The sequence below is a fragment of the Neobacillus sp. OS1-32 genome (assembly GCF_030915425.1).
GTDB classification, from domain to species: Bacteria; Bacillota; Bacilli; order Bacillales; family Cytobacillaceae; genus Neobacillus; species Neobacillus paridis.
Map to the genome: position 1 here is coordinate 677,504 of NZ_CP133263.1, position 18,384 is coordinate 695,887.

The following is an 18,384-nucleotide window of genomic DNA, read 5'->3' on the forward strand; positions in this document are numbered from 1 at the left end:
TCAGTCCTTTTATTTGTTATATGGGATTTGAGTAAACATTCGATGGATTAGCAACATCTCCCATATCATTTACGTCCGGATCAATAAAGACGTTTTCCATGGCCGCATTAGGCGGAGCAAAATCACCGTATGAGGTATTTTCACCCTGTGATTTTGTAAGGGCTGAATGAGCATTATGAAGTGCTTCTCCGATGTTGACAGACCCATTGTTGGCTACACTATTAATTTTAAAACTGAAAATGTTAATGATCGTCTGCATTCTGCCACATCCTTTTCTTTTATATCACATCCTATGCAAGCAAAGGCCCATTCGTTATTAATTCTTTATTTTAGCGATATGCGGCAAAAGGCTTACAAAAGAATTTGCATTATGAATGGAATGTTTTTAACATAAAAATAACGAGTGAAATTAAAGATTGGAGAGGTATTATTTGAACAAGAAGACTGCTTTGATAACAGGGGGAGCTTCTGGAATTGGAAAAAAAACAGCGATCCATCTTGCTGAAAAAGGGTATCAAATTGTTATCAATTACCGAAATAGTAAATTAGAAGCCATTTCTTTGGCGAACCATGTAAATCAATGTTATGGTACAAGCGCTATTGCTGTTCAAGGGGATGTCGCTTATCAGGAAGATTGTGAGCGAATGGTAAAAGAGACACTTTCTGTTTATGATTCCATCGATATATTAATCCATAATGCTGGTCCTTACATTCATGAGCGAAAGAAAATGACCGAATATTCCTTTGAAGAATGGAATTACTTGTTAAATGGAAATCTAACTGCTGTATTTAATTTATCAAAATTGATTATTCCGTTGATGCGTCAACAAAAATGGGGCCGAATCATTACCATGGGTTTTGATCGTGTTGAATCTTCTCCAGGATGGATGCACCGCTCTGCTTTTGCTTCTGCAAAGGCGGGACTTGCGTCACTTACAAGAACGATTGCTCTGGAGGAAGCTGGGTATGGGATTACGGCCAATATGGTTTCTCCCGGAGATATTACAGACGATTGGAAGGAAAAATCGATTCAAGAATCAAAGAATGAAACAGCTGGAAGGAACTCTCTTCGGAGGGAGGGAACAGGGGAGGATATAGCCCGAGTTATTGGATTTTTAATTGATGAGCAATCTGATTTTATTACCGGCAGTATCATTCCGGTTACCGGCGGTTTGGATATATTGGGTAAAGCCTTAAAATAATAGATGCTGTCTTTTTTGAACACTTGAACGAAACACGAAAAAAGCAATCGGATTACCGATTGCTTTTATGCTTCCAATAAATGAGAATTGGATTGCTGTAAGCCATTCCGCAGTAAATAGAATGTATACAAATCCTTGGGAATTTCATATAAATCGTATACGGTCTCATTCGCATTTAATTGATTATATAGCGTCTTACGGCTTTCATTCACCTGAATCACAAAGGGAAGTTTCTCAGCTGCTTTTTTCGACCGAATATTAACCTTGCGGATTCGCATATAAACTGTTTCAATTCCTAATTCATAAAATAATTCTTGAAAGAAGCTGTCTTTGGCCAAACGATTATAACCCTTGCCATGGAACGGTTTTCCCAGCCAAGTTCCCAAAAATCCTGACTGATTTTCAATATCATACAAGCTGATGGTACCAATGGGTGCTCCCCATTCATCTAAAATGGTTCGGGAGATTAATTCCCCACGTTCCTCTGCTTCAATTGTTTGTTTGGTTATAAATAAAAATTCATCATATGAAGCTGCCTTTTGGCGAACATAAGGGAAGACATCAGGATGCGTCATTAGTTCATACAATACATTGCAATCTTGCAGCTCACGTTTCTTAAGCATGCGAATCCCTCCAGTTAGGGCATTCCGCTCCCCCGATAGACAGCGGCCACCCTCGAAATTTTTTATAAAAGTAACGTAAAAAATTTCGGGGTGGGAATCGAACCCACTAGAACCAGTAAACTGGTGGCGCACCATTTGCCTTCCCTATTTCATTTTTTGTTATACCAATATAAGTTTGTAAAACCCCCAAATGGTGTTAGAAAAGTTTTATCTAGAGTATAATACATGAAAAAAAGCAAAAAGAAAATAGATTTTTTTGGCGAATTACCGAAAAAAATTATTCCATATTTCTACAGATTTCTACACCTCGGTATAAATGAATTTCTGTAAATACCTTTCTAAATCATAAAATAGTATTTTTTCCATTTTATCAGCATCTGTGCCTTAATAAAAGCAGAAATTTAAATGAAACATTCAGCAAGCTAATACGTAAATAATAGGGTAAGGAATTATTAAAATCCCAATGGGGGGAATTCAGATGGCGAACAGTGATGAAAGAATGCTTGCGGCACTCATGTATGTTCTAAGTTTTTTTGCACCAATTCTTGGTCCGCTAATCATTTGGTTAATTAAGCGGGAGGAGTCGTCGTTTATTGATTACCACGGAAAAGAATATTTTAACTTTTTTATTTCCTACACTGTTTATTGTTTTATTAGCGGTATATTGGTCATTATCTTGATTGGTTTTGTAGCACTGGCGGTGCTGGGAATAATGGCCTTTGTCTTTACGATCATTGCAGCAATCAAAGCATATGAGGGATATGAATATCGTTTCCCGTTGATTTTCAGGTTAATAAAATAATTCGTTCTTAAAGAAGAGGTCTCTAAATGACTCTTCTTTTTCTACGGAAATTCTTCTATCATTTTTTATTGCTGTTTTAAATAAACTAGTAATAGAGGATTTGACAAGGAGTTTTTTCCGTATGAAAATAAACGACTATTACCAAGATGTTGCCCAGTTGAACTTAAATGGCAGTATTGCCGCATTATTACCGAATGTGTTTTTGATCGCTTTCAATTTGGCATTATTTCATAATCATAAAATTTTTATCTTAGCGGTTCCTTTTTTTCTTTACAGCTTTTTTTGCTTTCAACTCTATCTTTTTCGCAAACAACAGGCACTACGTATTAATAGAAACATGACTGAATTAAGACTTGAAAGAAAAAACAATTCGTTGCTGTCAGCTAGATATTTGTTGGTACTATATTCTAATTCCCAAAATTCCAGGATCTTATTCTACTATCCGGATGGACATTTGGCAGGAAGTATCAAGCGATACCGTTCGACAGGTCTGCGCCCGATTCGCTTTTCAAAAATATATGTCCTCTATGATGAAGATCATAGGGCAATTGCCTGCTACCGGGTCAAAGGGAAAAAAACGATGAAAATTGAAGTATACGATAAAGATAAAAGCTATTTAGGCTGCTTGCTGAAAACTAAGCAAAATTGGTGGAATAATAGAGAGGAATTATTTAATGGGGAAGGAAAATATTTTGGCGAGGTAGCGGGTTCCAAGCTATTTATGGACGAAAAAATAATTGATTCGAACGACAGGCAAGTTAGTCGGTTGCGCAGAGGCTGGATGCCCGTTGAATGGAGCCCGATATTTCCGGAACCGAATACACCTGTTCTTTCATTCAGCGGGAATCAATCTGCCCAAGAGAAACTTCTTGGAATGACGATATTAATTAATGAGTATTTCCTTGAGCGCTAGAAGTTCCCCTGAACAATATTGTTTGATATGATAATGGTATTATTTTGTTGCGGGGGTTTTATAAGTGGAAATAAATGTGATTAAAGGCCATGGTTCTGGCAATGATTTTTTATTAATTGATGAAATGACGAATGATTACACCTTTACGGAAGCGGAAAGGGCAGAACTTGCCAGGCTATTATGCAATAGAGAAACGGAATTAGGTGCAGATGGAATTCTATTTGTGTTAAAGAGTGACCGGGCTGATGGAAGAATGCGCATTTTTAATGCTGATGGCTCGGAGGCTTCGATGTGCGGGAATGGACTGCGGCTGGTGGCACGTTACCTTTGTGAATTGCTGGGAAAAAATGAAGCGGTTGTGGAGACAATGAAGGCCGACTTAAAAGTAAGAAAGCAGGCGGAGATTTTTCCCGAGGTCCATACTTACCAAGTGGAAATTTCACCAGTGTTATTTAGCCTAAATGCACTGCCGCTGCAGTTAAATAAACCAACCTTATTCAATGAGAAAATTCCTCAGTTGTCAGAAAAATTAAGATTTACTGCTTTAGCAGTCCCCAATCCCCATTTAATCGCGATCGTTGATGTAGAGACACTGCAAACGGATATTCAACAACAGCTTAGCGAAAAGGTTAATGGCCCCAATGAACTATTTCCGGATGGTGTTAATGTCAGCTTTGTCAAGCCGCTTGGAGCGGGGGCCATTTATGTAAGAACGTTTGAACGAGGAGTCGGTTTCACGAATGCTTGCGGAACAGCAATGTCTGCTTCATCTTTAGTTACCTGCATGCAGGGATTAAATGAATATGAATCTTTAATCGACGTTTATAATAATGGCGGTAAGGTCCAATGTGTTGTCCATCAAATCGGTCAAGAGTATCAAATTGATTTAATTGGCAATGCCACCTATCTTTACAAAGCGTCGGTAACCACCGATTTATCCGCAGGCTCCTTTGTTGTTACAGATAAAAATTATTTCGCGGAGCAGTCTGTCTATGAAAGGCTTCAGGCAGAAGTACAGCAATTTTTAACGATAAAGTGAAACTTCCATCAGTGGCGGTCTTACTGCTTGTTAAGGCGAAATAAAAATGAAAGGATAAGGGGATGCTTATCCTTTTTTTGTGGCCCTTTGTTTTAACACTTCCAGGATCGGGGCAAAGGGCTGAATTTCTTTGGCTTTGAAATAATTTTTGAAAGGGTCTCCCAGTTTTTTTAGGCGGATTAAGGCATTCTCCATTGTAAAAACGTTTGGATCAAGCTGCTCATTCACTTCCTCCCAAAACAATGGGGTGGCAGCCCCGCCATGTTCATTGCCTCGTAAAGAATAGGGTGCAATGATCGTTTTTCCTTCTCCGTGTTGCACATAGTCGACATAAAGCCTGCCGCCGCGCTGTTTTTTCATTCTTTCAATCGTAAAAGAATCTGAATCTTTCGAAACTAAATATTCAGCGATAAAGCGGGTAAACAGCCTTGTGTCAGCAAACGTAAATTTACCTTCCGGCAGCGGCAGATATATCTGCAGCCCCTTGTTTCCGGAAGTTTTAATAAAGCTGATTAAATGAAACTGATCCAGGACTTCTTTAATTAATACCGCTGCTTTGACCGCCATAGGGAAATCTTCCTTTGAAGGAGGATCCAAATCGAAAACAATTTCACTCGGTCCCCGGCTGTAGATGGTGTGAAACGAGACATGAAATTCGATTGCCAGTTGGTTTCCCAGCCAAATGAGCGTTTTCAGGTTATTGCACAAGATATACTTAATTTCATCTACCTTATGGGTTTCAACAAAATCGGGTGCATAATCGGGACAGTTTTTTTGATAAAAGGCTTCACCGAACATGCCGTGGGGAAAGCGAATCACTGTCAATAAGCGATTTGTTAGAAACGGCAGCATATAAGGGGAGACTGCCCGCAAATAAAGGATATAATCTGCTTTTTGAATGGTAAGCTTGTCCCAGAGTGGCTTGTCTGGATGAGTAATTTCTAAATCCTCAGGTAAATTTTTTTGCCTAAAAATAAATTTTTCGTATGTGCAATTCTTAGGTTCGAGATCAAATCGAAAACGGTCAAAATGCGGCTCACGCAGTTGAAAATCATAAAGCTCTAAATATTTTATTTCAAGGCAGATGGCGGGCTCAACATAAATAAATTGTTGATCTTCGCTGGTCGTATTTTGTTTGATAATCTGTTCCAGTGCCTGTTTCTCCTCCGGCTTAAAACCGAACAGCACCTGACCAATCTCGTGAATTTGCTTGCCTTTGTATACCGATACGAAAAAATAACCATTTGTTTTATCATAGGAAGTAACAAAGCAGCTGACGTATTTCCAATTTTTATACTTTAACCATTGTAATGAACGTTTACCCTCCTCCCATGGGCTCTGGTCATTTTTGGCAACGATCCCCTCGCTGTCGAATAAAACAACTTTCTCCCATAATTCCTGAAAATGATCATAAGCGGTTACCAGCTGAAGCAGCTGGTCATTGGCAGGATCAGGATTTAAATCAAACTCCAGCAATTTAAATAAATGCAACAGTTCTTGTTTTCTTTCCTTAAAAGAGAGAGAGTATAGTGGTTTCCCTGACAATTTCAGAAGATCAAAAACCATCAGGCGGCAAGGGGCATTTTTGGCTTGCTCCACCATTTTTTTAACAGATTTAAGCCGTCCACGCAGTTGAATCGCCGAAAAATTGGCTTTAAAAGGATTCTCTAGTGAAACCAGTTCCCCATCGAGCTGCAGGGGTAAAAATGGTTTAAATGCTGCTTCCTTTTTTAATAAAAACTGCTTGATTTCTGGAAACTGCGGCAATAATGTTTTTCCATTTCGACTGGTTAATTCAATCCCGTTTGCATCCCAGTCTAATATAGCCCGAAAACCATCATATTTTACTTCATATACCCAGCCGGGACGGACTGGCTGCTCGAAAGTAAGGGTAGGAAGCATAGGTTTCATAAAAGCATTTCCCCTTTTTCCTTACTTTGTGTTAAACGGCCAAACTTCATTCTTTACCAGAAGTTTTTATGTATTCGCGGCCTTTAGAATCACACACTAAAATTAAAAAGAATGGAGAAAGATGAGATGCACACAATGTGGAAAGGCAGCATCAGCTTTGGACTCGTCAATATTCCCATTAAGCTGCATGCAGCAACAGAGGACAAGGATATAAAATTGAGAACCCTGCATAATAAATGCCATGCCCCAATTAAATATGAAAAAGTTTGTTCAGTTTGCGAAGAGGAAGTAAAACCGGAGAATATTGTCAAGGCTTACGAATATACAAAAGGAAAATTCGTCCTTCTTGATCAGGAAGAACTGGAAAAGTTAGCAAAGGAAAATGAAGATAAAGCGGTTGAAATTATAGATTTTGTCAAAATGGAAGAAATCGACCCGATCTACTTCAATCACAGTTATTATATGTCACCCAATGATGGCGGCAGCAAGGCTTATTCCTTACTGCGCAAAGCTTTGGAGGAAACACAAAAAGTTGGTCTCGCTAAAATCATGATCCGCTCCAAGGAACAGTTAGCAGTAATACGGGTATATGATAATACCTTGATAATGGAAACGATCCATTATCCGGATGAGGTCCGAAAAACAGGTGATGTTCCCAATGTTCCAACGGATGATAAGGTAACGAAGAAAGAACTGGAAACAGCTATTTTGTTGATCGACCAGTTAACAACAGAATTTCAGCCGGAGAAATATACCGATGAATACCGGACAGCACTATTGGAATTAATCGAATCAAAACGCCAAGGTAAAGAAACGGTTACGGCGGAAGCGAAGGAACCGGCTGCTTCCAATGTGACGGATTTAATGGCAGCATTGCAAGCATCGATTGACCGGACGAAACCAAAGAAGGCTGCAGTAACAAAGAAAAAAACTACTGTTAAAGTCAAGAAAGAAGCATAGGTTCTAAAGAATTTACAAATCTTAGAAACTAATCTATAGCAGGGAAGTTCCCTGCTATTTTTTAGCTAAAAGAAAAGGATAAATTCAACTACGCTTCATGAACCATCCTGATGGGCTCACCAGTCGGGGAGTTTTTATTTATTAATATTCTCCTTGCAGTATTGAAGAACTTCCTCTTCTTCGTCATCTTCTAGGGCAAAGTCGAATACCTTTTCACTTTCCTTTTCATAAAAATGATAATTGGATATTTTTGCTTCATGGTTGTCAACGGCCAATAGGACGCGTAAACCAACCCCTTTTTCCGAATAAAGTTCATCGTCTTCATCTATGTCAAGATCCAAAAAAAATTCATAACGGTCACCTGAAAGCAGACCGAAAGGATCTTCTAATTTTTCTACTGTATGTCCAATGATCTCCATATGGATCCTCCTTTTGCATTATTTTAATGTTGTTCTTTGATATTATACATTTTTACCGGCTAAAGCAAAATAAACGTAAAAACGCCAGAATTCTCTGGCGTAGATTGTTTATGTATCGATGGCGGAGAAGGTGAGATTCGAACTCACGCGACGGTTACCCGCCCTAACGCATTTCGAGTGCGCCCCCTTATAACCACTTGGGTACTTCTCCAAAGGATAAAATGGAGCGGGTGAGGGGAATCGAACCCCCGCCGTCAGCTTGGGAAGCTGAAATTCTACCATTAAACCACACCCGCATAGGAACAATTAAGACAATTGATATTATAGCATAATAATTTCAAATATGGTAGAGGAAATTTATTTTTATTTCAATTTTTTAAGGAAAAGTTCATACCTGCAAGCTTACTGTATGCAGGATGCGATTTCCAGGCCTTAAAGGATTAAATTAGTATGGTAAAAGCTCGGCTATGGTGCAACATGAAAGAGCTGAGGGTCCACTCAGCTCTTGCTATAATTATTTTCTTTAGCTTGCGGTTTGATGGCCAGCAAAGTAACGACCGCTGCTAACATACTAAGACCGCTCATGATGATAAAGATCCAATGGTTGGCGTATTTCATTAACAAAGCAATAATTGGTGGACCAGCGGCCACTCCAATAAACCGCATGGAAGAATAAAAAGAGGTGATGGTTCCCCTTTCCTTTTTTTCTACTCCATCAGTAATTAAGGAATCGAGACAAGGAAGACCAATACCGATTCCCACACCGCTAATTAAAAACATGGTGATCATATACCATAGTTTTATGGAAAACCATAAGGCCGCAATTGAAAGGGCGGCAGCGATTATTCCACCGAAGGTTAACCATTTCATTAAAATCTTATTTTTTTTAATCACCTTTCCACTGATAAAGGAGGATAAACAAAGAGCACCAAGGGGAAGAGCCAGGAAAATCCCCTTTTTAACATCCTTTATCCCATACTTTGTTTCAAACACCTCAGAAAGGTAAAAAAGAATTCCAAACAGCACAAGCATTAGGATACCGCCAATAAAAAAAATTGCATAAAGCCAGCGACCATGTTGTTTAAAGGTTTTCTTCACACCACTGAAGAAAGCTTTAAACGGTATTGGCTTTTCCTTGCCTTTGGGAGATTTTACAAGCAACGCCACCATTAAAATCGAGACTGCGCAAAAGATTGGAAAAGATAAGAAAGGTAAAAACCAAATAAATCCTGCTAGAATAGCCCCAAAAATTGGGCTTAATACCTTACCAAAGGTGTTGGAAGTTTCAATTAGCCCCAAACAGGTACTGACATCATCCTCATTCTTAAACATGTCGCCGACCAACGGAAGGACGATCGGAAAAGCCCCGGCAGCTCCTACACCCTGCAGCGCCCTGCCAGCTAAAATAATCCAATAGGCCGACTCAAGTTTCCATGCTGCCCAACCGGAAATAAGACCGCCAATCCCGGCAATAAACAAACTTGGGATAATCACCTTTTTTCTGCCGATATGATCAGATAAATAGCCGGCAATTGGGATTAATACAATCGCTACTATAGAATACACCGTAATAACCATACTCGACTGAAATGCTGAAATCGATAATTCTTTTTCCATCCTAGGCAGTACAGGTATTAACATGGAGTTTCCCAATGTCATCACTAAAGGGATAGAAGATAACGATAAAATTGCCCATTTTTGCTTGGAAATCTCACTAGAACCATTTTGCTTGGATTGGGACTTTTTGCTTTTGGCTGCCCGGGGGTTCGTCCATAATTGTTCAATATGTTCCATTGTCTCCCTATCCCGCCTTCAAAGTATTTGGTATTGTTTAATATTTGCTTATATCGAAAAAAAAACTGTGGTAGAAAAATCCTCTTGGGGAATATTAATTTTGTACCTTTTGAATTTTTCCGAAGTATGAGTAAAATTAATGTGGGCAAAATTTAACCCCTTCATTTGGTGAGGGATTGTCAGATCGCTCACCAAATGAAGGGGCCACCAAGCGAAAGCGCGGTAGTGTTCTAAGCTAAATACATGAAAAAGAGGGCTACTCCTTGGTAGAATCATAGTCGACCAAACCCAATCCAAAGGAGGAAGCCCTCATGCAAAAGAATAGCACAATATATCCCAATTTAAAACAGATTGAACAATTAGTTTGGAGGCAATTACAGGAAACCTTCTCAGGGGTTATGAAGACTCTTTTAGAGGACATGGACCAACAGATTGCCGAAGAGCGTAATAAAAAGCGTTATCGTCTACTCGATAAGCGTACCACCACGTTAGACAGCCTTTTTGGGGAAATCACGATTGAACGGAACTATTACCGTGATAGAGAGAAAAATGAATATGTCTATCTCCTTGATCGTTATTTGGAATTTGAAGGGGCAGGTACCTTCAGTCCCCTTATTGAGGAAGCCGCTCTAGAGCTTGCCATTACAGGGCCTTCTTACCGAAAGGCCGCAGAATCGCTTGAAACACTTTTAGGCTACCGTGTGATCAGTCACGAAGCTATACGTCAACATCTGTTACAGGTTGCCAGTATTCCAAAAGAGCGTCAGCCTATACACCGCTCAGTGTTATTTGTAGAGGTGGACGGTATATATGTGAAACGTCAGGGAAAAGGAAAAAGAGGAAAGGAAGAAAAAATAGCAGCGGTTCATCAAGGCTGGGAAATTAACGGAAAACGGGTAAGTCTAAAAGATAAACGGCATTTTATTCACCGTGGGAAACAGCCCTTTTGGGAGGCGTTTGAGGACTTTCTCATCGAGAATTTCGAGTATGACCCCACTGTCCACAAACTGGTGATAAACGGTGATGGTGCTAGTTGGATCACAGCCTGCCGTGAGCATTTTAAGGACAGGGCTTTCTTTTCGATTGACCGATTTCACGTGGCACGAGATATTCGCAGCCTGTTCCGTAAACACCCTCGCTATCGCCAAATGCAAAAGGCTCTCGCGTCCTATGACAGTCAGAAACTACTTACAGAATTAAATAATGCCGTCGGAACTCTTGAAACGAGGGAACAAGAAGAACGGCTGGACCAGTTGCTTCGTCAGCTCGAAAAGTACCCTGAAGCCCTCAGGGATTATCGAGAATGGCTTAAAGAGCAGGGGGTTGAGACATCTGGAATGAGACCAATGGGAAGTGCAGAGGGAACAATGAGAGTCTTCGCAAAAAGGCTCAAAAATGGGCGTAGTTGGGTGGAAAAAGGCGTAAGTGCCATGATCACCGGATTGGTGGCATTCCTCGATAATTTAGCTTTGAGAACACTATTCGGGCGAGTGGAAAGATGGACAGAAACCAAGGAAGAAAAGAACCCCCCGAGACATTATGTGGAAAAGGTGAAAAGCACGATTGGTGAAGCTACAAGGGATAATATCCTTTACCTAAAAGGCAAGGCGAATATTCCAGTGTACAAAGCATTAAAAGAGTTGGCCGGTTTTTAAAAAAGACAAATTTTCTATCAAGAGAGCACTCTAAATAAGTGAATCCGCTTTCACTCCTGTGGGGATAAAAAAACTGCCCACAAATACTTGACTCAAACTTTTCCGAAAAACATCTTGACAGTAGAAATGGAATTTATTATGATAATCATCAATTACACAGTTATTTTGGCGATGATGAAGAAGAGTAACCTTTACAATTTCTTTAGAGAGCTGATGGATGGTGCAAATCAGTGAAAAAGTATCGGTGAATGGACTTCTGAGCCTCCAAACCGAACGATCTCTTGATTCAGTAGGCTTTGGCGAAAATCTCGTCGTTACAAGAGAACGCATTAAGTATTTTTTGCTTGATGCTGGTAAAGTGAGCTAATTTTAGCTAATGAAGGTGGCACCACGGGTCTTCCGTCCTTTTTTGGATAGAAGACCCTTTTTGTTTTATCTTCGATTTAGCTCATTAAAAGAGGGAGCAGAATCATCTGCTTCAATTGAGGTGGCACCGCGGGTCTACGATTCGTCCTCTATATTCCTAACACCTGTTGTGGATATAGAGGGCGATTTTTTATTTTAGCTTTTAGCGGCCAGCGCCTCATGGATGATCAAGCTGCAATTGCTTTCCGAGTTGAGAAGAGAGGAGACGAGAAATGACAACCAAAACAGACTTTATGGTGAAAGAGATTAGTGGAGATTTGCTTACCCCAATCTCAATTTTACAAAAAATCAGCGGGGGAAAAAATTTTTGCTGGAAAGCTCAAATAAATTTAATCAATCCGGTCGATATTCCTTTATTGGAGCAGATCCGGCAATTGAGCTGATTTCATTTGGAAAAATTAATACAATTATTCGAACCAATGGCCAAAAAAGGACGCTTCAAGGAAACCCATTAGATATTTTAAACGATGTTCTTCCTTCCAGGGATTTGGATGATCTCCCTTTTCCATTCATTGGCGGGGCTGTCGGCTATGTCGGCTACGACATTGTCAGGCAGTATGAAGAGATTGGCCATGAGTATTCAAACAGCCTTGAAATGCCTGATGTTCATTTAATGTTTTATGAGGAGGTCATTGTTTACGATCATCTTGAAGAAAAGGTATATATTTGTGGAATCCCTTTAGAGCATGGAGATCTTGATTTGGTTCGAGAGAAGATGGGCAAGAGAGAAGTCGAACTGAAAAAAACATATCATTTTGCCGAGGAAGAGCCTTTCTCGTTCTCAGGTTTTCAATCCGAGACAACGAAGGAAGCTTTTATCCACAATGTCGAGACTGCCAAAGAACATATCTTCGCAGGTGATATTTTTCAAGTAGTGCTGTCAAGGAGAATGAGGTCAGAATTCCAAGGCTCGCCGTTATCGCTTTATCGGAAGCATCGCACCCATAATCCAACACCCTACATGTTTTATATCGATTTTGACAACTATACGGTGATAGGCTCCTCGCCGGAGAGCTTGATAAAAACAAGGGGTAAAACAGTCATTGCCAACCCCATTGCCGGGACAAGAAAAAGAGGAAAAACAAACCTCGAAGATTTAGCGCTTGAGAAAGAATTGCTGGCTGATGAAAAAGAGCTGGCTGAGCATAAAATGCTTGTTGACCTTGGTAGGAATGATCTTGGAAAGGTTTGTGAATTTGGCTCAGTTAAGGTAGAAAAATACATGGCAGTTGAAAAATTCCGCCACGTCATGCATCTTGTTTCCGAGGTTAGCGGCCAGCTCCGTTCCGATCAAACTCCACTTGCGGCACTTGCTGCCTGCCTCCCTGCCGGAACGGTTTCCGGTGCCCCAAAGGTGCGGGCAATGGAAATTATTAATACATTAGAAAAATCAAAGCGTGGACTTTATTCCGGGGCCATTGGTTATGTATCCGCAAATGGAAATATCGATTTTGCCCTGGCAATTCGGACAATGATTTTGAAAGAAGGCTGTGCTTACATCCAAGCTGGTGCAGGAATTGTGCATGACTCCGATCCCGAGTCAGAATACGAAGAAACAGCCAACAAACTAAAATCGTTTCTCGAGGGGAGGGAGGTACAATGATTTTATTAATCGATAATTTTGACTCCTTTACCTTTAACCTTTATCAATATTTGGGGGAAATGGGCGAAGAGGTGGCAGTCTATCGCAATAATCAATTAACGATTAAAGATATCCTCCGGTTGAATCCGAAAGCAATCATTCTATCACCAGGACCTGGCCGGCCTGAGGATGCCGGGATTTGTATGGAAGCAATTCAAACCTTTTATCAAGAAATTCCGATTTTAGGTATTTGCCTGGGGCATCAAGCAATCGGAGCTGCATTCGGAGGAGAAATCAGAACAGCGCGCACGATTAAGCACGGAAAAACATCGTTTATCAGCCATAACAGCAATGATATTTTTGCATACCTTACCTCTCCTTTGGAAGTGATGCGGTATCATTCACTTTCCATTGATCATGACAGCCTGCCGCTAGAGCTTGAATGTGTGGCACATTCGCTGGACGATAACGAAATTATGGCAATTAAGCATAGCGATTATCCTGTCTATGGGTTACAATTCCACCCAGAATCAATTGGAACCCCAACAGGAATGCAAATATTAAAAAATTTTTTAGCAGAGATAGAAAGGAAGAGACGAATATGAAGAGTTATTTACTCCAGTTAGCTGAGCGTAGATCTTTTTCGGAAAAACAAATGCGGGAAGCAGTTGATTCTATTTTAGGTGAAGAAGTATCCGAATCCGAAATTGCTGCCTTTTTAATGGGGTTGAAATCAAAAGGAGAGACTGTTGATGAAATTGTTGGCATTACAAAGGCATTAAAAGGCAACACATTGCCATTTAGGAAGAAGTTTAACGGTGTGCTTGATAATTGCGGTACTGGCGGTGATGGTTCCTCCAGCTTTAATGTCAGTACTACTTCAGCATTTGTCCTTGCTGGTGCCGGCATTCCTGTTGCTAAGCATGGGAATAGAAGTGTTTCCAGCAAAACGGGTAGTGCTGATGTTTTGGAGGAATTAGGAGTGAATTTAAACCTCTCTCCTGAAGCGATTGAAGAAATGATTGAAGAAATTGGTATTGCCTTTTTATTTGCACCACATGTTCATCCAAGACTAAAAAAGGTGACGGTGGTCAGAAGGGCGCTTAAAATCCCTACTATTTTTAACTTTATCGGTCCGCTGACAAATCCAATTGACCTTGATTTTCAACTGCTAGGTGTATACCGTCGAGATTTGGTAACGATGTTTGCCGAGGTGCTAAAGCAGTTAGGTAGAAAAAGAGCGGTTGTTTTGAATGGGGCTGGTTTCATGGATGAAGCCTCCCTGCAGGGGGAAAACCATCTGACTATTCTAGATAACGGGGTTATGACAAGTCAGATCATTACCCCCGAAGGAGTTAATCTGCCGCAATATGCTAACAGTGCGATTAAAGGCGGCGACGCAAAAGAAAATGCACAGATCTTAATAAATGTCTTAAAAGGGGAAAAAGGGGCATATCGTGATACGGTCCTGCTAAATGCCGGTATTGGTATTTTTACAGCAGGAAAAGCTGATACCATTGAGGCAGGGATCAGAAAAGCCGCAGAAATTATTGACTCAGGAGCAGCATATGAAAAATTAGCTACTTTAGTGGAAAAATCCAAAGGCTTGCAAAGAGAGGCAATTTAAAATGGGAACGATTTTAGACCAAATTATTGAACAAAAGAAGCGAGAAGTAGTGCATCTTCGCGAACAAAAAAATAAATTTCCGGAATCTCATTATCAAAAAAGATCATTCGTTGCCAAATTGCAAAACGCCGAGGAACTGGCAATAATCGCTGAATTCAAACGGGCCTCTCCATCTAAGGGAATCATTAATAGTAACGCGGAACCGGCTGAACAGGCAAAAATTTATGAAAAAAATGGGGCCGGTGCGATCTCAGTGTTAACCGATCAAACTTTTTTTAAAGGATCTTTTGCTGACCTGAGTGCCGTTCGTGAATCAGTAAATTTGCCGATTCTATGCAAGGACTTCATCATTGACAGGCTGCAAATTGACCGGGCCAAGGGGTTTGGAGCGGATCTTGTATTGTTAATCGTTGCCGCTTTAAAGGAAAAAGAGTTACAGGAATTATACAAGTATGCGATAGACATGGGGCTGGAAGTTTTAATGGAGGTGCATGACCTGGCTGAGCTGGAAACAGCACTTGACACAGGGGCAAAACTGATTGGGATTAATAACCGTAATTTAAAAACCTTTAACGTATCCCTTGAAGTGACAGAAAAATTAGCACCAATTGTAAAAAGTTCGGGGGCTTTTTTAATCAGCGAAAGCGGCCTGCACCAGCCAGCGGATGTCAAACGGGTAAGAAATGCTGGTGCAAATGGGATTTTAGTTGGTGAAGCGCTTATGAAAAGTTCAAACCTCCAGCAACAGTTTAATGATTTTAGACTGCTGTTAGCAGAAGGTGCAAAGTGATGAAGGTAAAAATTTGCGGAATAACCGATGTAAATACAGCAGTTAAAGCAGTTGAATATGGTGCCGACGCAATTGGATTTGTCTTTGCTGAAAGCAAGCGAAGAATTACGGAAAAGCCGGCCCGAGAAATTGTAGAACATCTTCCACCAGAGGTTTATAAGGTTGGCGTATTTGTAAATGAAACAGCTGAAGAAATCGAAAGGATTGCCTCCTATGTCGGACTGACACATATTCAATTGCATGGGGATGAGGACGCTGAATTTTGTCAATCGCTTACTTTTCCAGTAATTAAAGCAATTAGCTTCCAGAGCAATGAGCATTTAGCCGAAGTAAGCCGTTTTCCAGCTGCCTATATTTTATTGGATGGACCTAAAGGAAAATACCGTGGAGGAAATGGTACAGCATTTGACTGGAATCAAGTAAATATTAGCCTGCTTAAGAGCAAAAAGGTAATTCTTGCCGGTGGGTTACAGGCAAATAATGTTGAAAATGCCGTGAGCATCATCAAGCCATTTATGGTCGATGTCAGTTCCGGAGTGGAAACAGATGGTGTAAAGGATCTCGAAAAAATCAAGGCATTTATTAAAAAGGCAAAAGGGATTTGCTAGGAGGAGAAAAAATGACTGCATATACACTGCCAAATGAAACAGGCCATTTCGGCATGTTTGGAGGGAAATTTGTCCCGGAAACGTTAATGAAGGCGATTATCGAATTAACTGATGCCTACGAAGCGGTAAAACAGGATCCAGAATTTTATGCGGAAATAAAACATCTATCAAAAGATTATGTGGGCCGGGAAACGCCGTTATATTTTGCTGAAAATCTGACGAACTATGCAGGCGGCGCCAATATTTTCTTGAAGCGGGAGGATTTAAATCATACAGGCGCCCATAAAATTAACAATGCGATTGGTCAGGCACTTCTTGCCGTCCGCATGGGCAAAAAGAAGATTGTTGCCGAAACAGGTGCCGGACAGCACGGTGTAGCGACTGCAACAGTCTGTGCATTGTTAAATTTGGATTGCATTATTTTTATGGGAGCGGAAGATATCAAACGCCAGGCGCTGAATGTATTCCGAATGGAATTGTTAGGAGCGAAAGTCGTCAGTGTTACTTCCGGAAGTGCCACATTAAAGGACGCCGTTAATGAAGCGTTGAGATACTGGGTGGCAAATGTTGAGGATACCCATTATTTACTGGGCTCCGTAACGGGTCCGCACCCGTTTCCAATGATTGTAAGGGATTTTCAAAGTGTCATTGGAAAGGAGACAAAAGAACAATTTTTCACACGCTATAAAACACTTCCTGATGCAGTTGTGGCATGCATCGGCGGCGGCAGCAATGCGATGGGAATGTTCTATCCGTTTATCGAAGAGAAAAAAGTTGCATTATATGGAGTTGAAGCTGCCGGCAAGGGGATTGAAACTCCTTACCACGCAGCATCGCTGACAAAAGGAAAACCTGGTGTTCTGCACGGTGCGTTAATGTATCTATTACAGAATCAGGATGGGCAGATTCAGGAAGCTCACTCGGTATCTGCAGGACTTGATTATCCTGGGGTGGGACCGGAACACAGCTATTTAAAGGAAATCGGCCGTGCTCATTATCATTCGATTACGGACCAGGAAGCCTTGGATGCTTTTCAATTATTATCAAAGCTTGAAGGAATAATCCCGGCGTTGGAAAGTTCCCACGCAGTCGCCTTTGCCCTTAAACTGGCGCGGCAAATAGGAGCTTCCCAAAATCTCGTTGTCTGTTTATCAGGGCGGGGCGACAAGGATGTTGATGCTGTAAGAGCAAGGCTTAAAGGGGGAGACATAGGATGAACCGGATCGAACAAACCTTTCAATTATTAAAAGAACATGACACAAAAGCTATTGTCCCTTATATAATGGCCGGAGACGGCGGACTTGACTGCTTGACAGAGAGACTGGAGATGCTGGAGAAATTTGGTGCGGCTGCTATTGAAGTTGGAGTCCCTTTTTCCGATCCGGTTGCCGATGGCCCTACGATTCAAGCAGCCGGAATTAGAGCCCTAAACAACGGAACTACCTTAAAGGAGATTGTTGCGGAGCTCACGAAAGCGAGAAGAACCATCAAGATTCCACTTATCATCATGACTTATCTTAATCCGGTCTATGCCTACGGGATTAGTAGTTTTGTTGAAGATATTCAAAAAGCCGGGGTGGATGGTTGTATTATTCCGGATATGCCGGTTGAGGAAGAGGAAATGATTGCGCCTCTGCTTGAAGCTGCTGGGACTGAGCTGATTCGTCTGGTGACCCTGACCACACCGCTTGACCGGGTCAAACAGATAGCCGCAAAAGGCAGAGGATTTCTTTATACAGTTACGGTTAAAGGAATTACTGGAACAAGAAATGAATTCGATAAGGAATTGCTTAGCTTTTTACAAGCAGTTAAGGAAGTTAGTCCGATTCCCGTGTTAGCTGGCTTTGGAATTTCTAATCATGAACAAATGCAGACAATTACCAAATACTGTGACGGTGTGGTCATCGGCAGTAAGATTGTTGATCTCTTGGCAGAAAATAATTTTGCCGAGTTGGCAGACTTAATGTCCATTTTTAAACTAAAGTCCAATCTGATATAAACGGTGGGTCCTTCCTTTTTAGGGGAAGGGCCCT

General features: G+C 40.8%; 18 protein-coding genes, 2 tRNA genes and 1 other annotated feature. Of the genes, 13 read left to right on the plus strand and 7 right to left on the minus strand.

Annotated features, from left to right (window positions below; genetic code table 11):
* Positions 1-16 precede the first annotated feature (16 nt).
* Complete coding sequence (locus RCG24_RS03595; RefSeq protein ID WP_202655143.1) at positions 17-259, minus strand: spore germination protein; 243 nt, start codon at positions 257-259, stop codon at positions 17-19.
* A 172-nt stretch (positions 260-431) separates the two neighbouring features.
* Between RCG24_RS03595 and RCG24_RS03600 the strand changes: the two genes are divergently transcribed.
* Positions 432-1,202, plus strand: coding sequence for an SDR family oxidoreductase (locus RCG24_RS03600; protein ID WP_202655144.1), 771 nt, complete (start codon positions 432-434; stop codon positions 1,200-1,202).
* A 65-nt stretch (positions 1,203-1,267) separates the two neighbouring features.
* On the opposite strand, the gene RCG24_RS03605 is transcribed toward RCG24_RS03600, so the two are convergent.
* Positions 1,268-1,825, minus strand: a complete 558-nt coding sequence (locus tag RCG24_RS03605) for a GNAT family N-acetyltransferase (protein ID WP_202655145.1) — start codon at positions 1,823-1,825, stop codon at positions 1,268-1,270.
* A 478-nt stretch (positions 1,826-2,303) separates the two neighbouring features.
* Between RCG24_RS03605 and RCG24_RS03610 the strand changes: the two genes are divergently transcribed.
* From RCG24_RS03610 to dapF, 3 genes are all read left to right on the plus strand, one after another.
* Entirely contained in the window at positions 2,304-2,627 is a 324-nt protein-coding gene (locus RCG24_RS03610; protein WP_202655146.1) for a DUF4870 domain-containing protein, read from the plus strand.
* Positions 2,628-2,748: 121 nt separating this feature from the next.
* Positions 2,749-3,540, plus strand: coding sequence for a hypothetical protein (locus RCG24_RS03615; protein ID WP_308078321.1), 792 nt, complete (start codon positions 2,749-2,751; stop codon positions 3,538-3,540).
* 64 nt (positions 3,541-3,604) lie between these two features.
* Positions 3,605-4,579, plus strand: a complete 975-nt coding sequence (gene dapF, locus RCG24_RS03620; protein WP_202655148.1) for a diaminopimelate epimerase — start codon at positions 3,605-3,607, stop codon at positions 4,577-4,579.
* A gap of 66 nt (positions 4,580-4,645) precedes the next feature.
* Here dapF and RCG24_RS03625 read toward each other — a convergent pair whose 3' ends face one another.
* Positions 4,646-6,490: a DNA ligase D gene (locus tag RCG24_RS03625; RefSeq protein WP_202655149.1), complete on the minus strand. Its 1,845-nt coding sequence runs from the start codon at positions 6,488-6,490 to the stop codon at positions 4,646-4,648.
* Between the two features lie 126 nt (positions 6,491-6,616).
* On the opposite strand from RCG24_RS03625, the gene RCG24_RS03630 reads away from it, so the two are divergent.
* Positions 6,617-7,450, plus strand: coding sequence for a non-homologous end joining protein Ku (locus RCG24_RS03630; protein ID WP_308078322.1), 834 nt, complete (start codon positions 6,617-6,619; stop codon positions 7,448-7,450).
* A 134-nt stretch (positions 7,451-7,584) separates the two neighbouring features.
* On the opposite strand, the gene RCG24_RS03635 is transcribed toward RCG24_RS03630, so the two are convergent.
* From RCG24_RS03635 to RCG24_RS03650, 4 genes are all read right to left on the minus strand, one after another.
* The gene (locus RCG24_RS03635) at positions 7,585-7,869 is read right to left on the minus strand and encodes a DUF6509 family protein (RefSeq protein WP_202655151.1); all 285 of its coding nucleotides are present in this window, start codon (positions 7,867-7,869) and stop codon (positions 7,585-7,587) included.
* Positions 7,870-7,988: 119 nt separating this feature from the next.
* Positions 7,989-8,080 (minus strand) — tRNA-Ser (locus RCG24_RS03640).
* Positions 8,081-8,091: 11 nt separating this feature from the next.
* Positions 8,092-8,165 (minus strand) — tRNA-Gly (locus RCG24_RS03645).
* 202 nt (positions 8,166-8,367) lie between these two features.
* Positions 8,368-9,663 carry a bacillibactin exporter BcbE gene (locus RCG24_RS03650; RefSeq protein ID WP_202655152.1) on the minus strand — a complete coding sequence of 432 codons (1,296 nt, stop codon included), beginning with the start codon at positions 9,661-9,663 and terminating at the stop codon, positions 8,368-8,370.
* Between the two features lie 311 nt (positions 9,664-9,974).
* Here RCG24_RS03650 and RCG24_RS03655 point away from each other — a divergent pair, with 311 nt between their 5' ends.
* From RCG24_RS03655 to trpA, 8 genes are all read left to right on the plus strand, one after another.
* Complete coding sequence (locus tag RCG24_RS03655) at positions 9,975-11,318, plus strand: ISLre2 family transposase (RefSeq protein WP_308077453.1); 1,344 nt, start codon at positions 9,975-9,977, stop codon at positions 11,316-11,318.
* A 162-nt stretch (positions 11,319-11,480) separates the two neighbouring features.
* Positions 11,481-11,837: a binding site (T-box leader), on the plus strand.
* A 214-nt stretch (positions 11,838-12,051) separates the two neighbouring features.
* Positions 12,052-13,347 (plus strand): anthranilate synthase component I, encoded by a 1,296-nt coding sequence (gene trpE, locus RCG24_RS03660; protein ID WP_308078323.1) that lies wholly within the window; start codon positions 12,052-12,054, stop codon positions 13,345-13,347.
* Complete coding sequence (locus RCG24_RS03665; protein ID WP_308078324.1) at positions 13,344-13,931, plus strand: anthranilate synthase component II; 588 nt, start codon at positions 13,344-13,346, stop codon at positions 13,929-13,931. Before trpE ends, RCG24_RS03665 begins: the two co-directional genes overlap by 4 nt.
* Entirely contained in the window at positions 13,928-14,953 is a 1,026-nt protein-coding gene (gene trpD, locus RCG24_RS03670) for an anthranilate phosphoribosyltransferase (RefSeq protein WP_202655155.1), read from the plus strand. The genes RCG24_RS03665 and trpD overlap by 4 nt, the downstream gene beginning before the upstream one ends.
* A gap of 1 nt (position 14,954) precedes the next feature.
* On the plus strand, positions 14,955-15,743 hold the full coding sequence (gene trpC / locus RCG24_RS03675) for an indole-3-glycerol phosphate synthase TrpC (RefSeq protein WP_308078325.1): 789 nt from the start codon (positions 14,955-14,957) through the stop codon (positions 15,741-15,743).
* Entirely contained in the window at positions 15,743-16,351 is a 609-nt protein-coding gene (locus tag RCG24_RS03680) for a phosphoribosylanthranilate isomerase (protein WP_202655157.1), read from the plus strand. Before trpC ends, RCG24_RS03680 begins: the two co-directional genes overlap by 1 nt.
* Positions 16,352-16,362: 11 nt before the next feature.
* Positions 16,363-17,568 carry a tryptophan synthase subunit beta gene (trpB, locus tag RCG24_RS03685; protein ID WP_202655158.1) on the plus strand — a complete coding sequence of 402 codons (1,206 nt, stop codon included), beginning with the start codon at positions 16,363-16,365 and terminating at the stop codon, positions 17,566-17,568.
* Positions 17,565-18,350: a tryptophan synthase subunit alpha gene (gene trpA / locus RCG24_RS03690; RefSeq protein ID WP_202655159.1), complete on the plus strand. Its 786-nt coding sequence runs from the start codon at positions 17,565-17,567 to the stop codon at positions 18,348-18,350. The genes trpB and trpA overlap by 4 nt, the downstream gene beginning before the upstream one ends.
* Positions 18,351-18,384 lie beyond the last annotated feature (34 nt).

Excerpts from the sequence above, each read along its gene's own strand:
- RCG24_RS03595 (WP_202655143.1), bottom strand. The coding sequence starts at position 259 with ATGCAGACGATCATTAACATTTTCAGTTTTAAAATTAATAGTGTAGCC.
- trpA (WP_202655159.1), top strand. The coding sequence starts at position 17,565 with ATGAACCGGATCGAACAAACCTTTCAATTATTAAAAGAACATGACACA.
- RCG24_RS03610 (WP_202655146.1), top strand. The coding sequence starts at position 2,304 with ATGGCGAACAGTGATGAAAGAATGCTTGCGGCACTCATGTATGTTCTA.
- RCG24_RS03665 (WP_308078324.1), top strand. The coding sequence starts at position 13,344 with ATGATTTTATTAATCGATAATTTTGACTCCTTTACCTTTAACCTTTAT.
- RCG24_RS03635 (WP_202655151.1), bottom strand. The coding sequence starts at position 7,869 with ATGGAGATCATTGGACATACAGTAGAAAAATTAGAAGATCCTTTCGGT.
- RCG24_RS03680 (WP_202655157.1), top strand. The coding sequence starts at position 15,743 with ATGAAGGTAAAAATTTGCGGAATAACCGATGTAAATACAGCAGTTAAA.
- RCG24_RS03615 (WP_308078321.1), top strand. The coding sequence starts at position 2,749 with ATGAAAATAAACGACTATTACCAAGATGTTGCCCAGTTGAACTTAAAT.
- trpC (WP_308078325.1), top strand. The coding sequence starts at position 14,955 with ATGGGAACGATTTTAGACCAAATTATTGAACAAAAGAAGCGAGAAGTA.
- RCG24_RS03650 (WP_202655152.1), bottom strand. The coding sequence starts at position 9,663 with ATGGAACATATTGAACAATTATGGACGAACCCCCGGGCAGCCAAAAGC.
- RCG24_RS03625 (WP_202655149.1), bottom strand. The coding sequence starts at position 6,490 with ATGAAACCTATGCTTCCTACCCTTACTTTCGAGCAGCCAGTCCGTCCC.
- trpD (WP_202655155.1), top strand. The coding sequence starts at position 13,928 with ATGAAGAGTTATTTACTCCAGTTAGCTGAGCGTAGATCTTTTTCGGAA.
- trpB (WP_202655158.1), top strand. The coding sequence starts at position 16,363 with ATGACTGCATATACACTGCCAAATGAAACAGGCCATTTCGGCATGTTT.
- RCG24_RS03655 (WP_308077453.1), top strand. The coding sequence starts at position 9,975 with ATGCAAAAGAATAGCACAATATATCCCAATTTAAAACAGATTGAACAA.
- RCG24_RS03630 (WP_308078322.1), top strand. The coding sequence starts at position 6,617 with ATGCACACAATGTGGAAAGGCAGCATCAGCTTTGGACTCGTCAATATT.
- RCG24_RS03605 (WP_202655145.1), bottom strand. The coding sequence starts at position 1,825 with ATGCTTAAGAAACGTGAGCTGCAAGATTGCAATGTATTGTATGAACTA.